The following is a 338-nucleotide window of genomic DNA, read 5'->3' as shown; positions in this document are numbered from 1 at the left end:
CCATCGCTGTATTTGCTCATCATGGTGTCGGCCTTGATAAAGCCGCCGAAATCGATATGGGTATTACCACTTTTCACCCCATCCATGCGCTCTTCAAGCACAATGATGCGTTCCTCCAGCGTTGTGTCTGCACCGGCAATGCCTGCCTGCGCCAACACCAAGGCGCCGCACAGGTACGTGGCTTTTCTTGCTGTCATGGCCCTGTCCTCTTATTGTCATCAACACGAAAGTGACTCCGATTGACAGCTTGCTGAGCGTTTTGCCAACACTCTATTAGCCATAGGTCGAAGGTGATTAAACACCAGAGGCTCGACGCACAATGCCTGACAAGGAAAACC

1 pseudogene is annotated in these 338 nt (G+C 51.8%); it reads right to left on the bottom strand.

Annotated elements, in window-relative coordinates:
- Positions 1 to 197, bottom strand: a pseudogene (locus A3754_RS06295) (hypothetical protein); the annotation flags it as partial.
- Between the last annotated feature and the right edge of the window lie 141 nt (positions 198 to 338).

This window comes from Alcanivorax sp. HI0083 (assembly GCF_001635175.1).
This window is presented reverse-complemented; position numbering and strand designations above follow the sequence as displayed.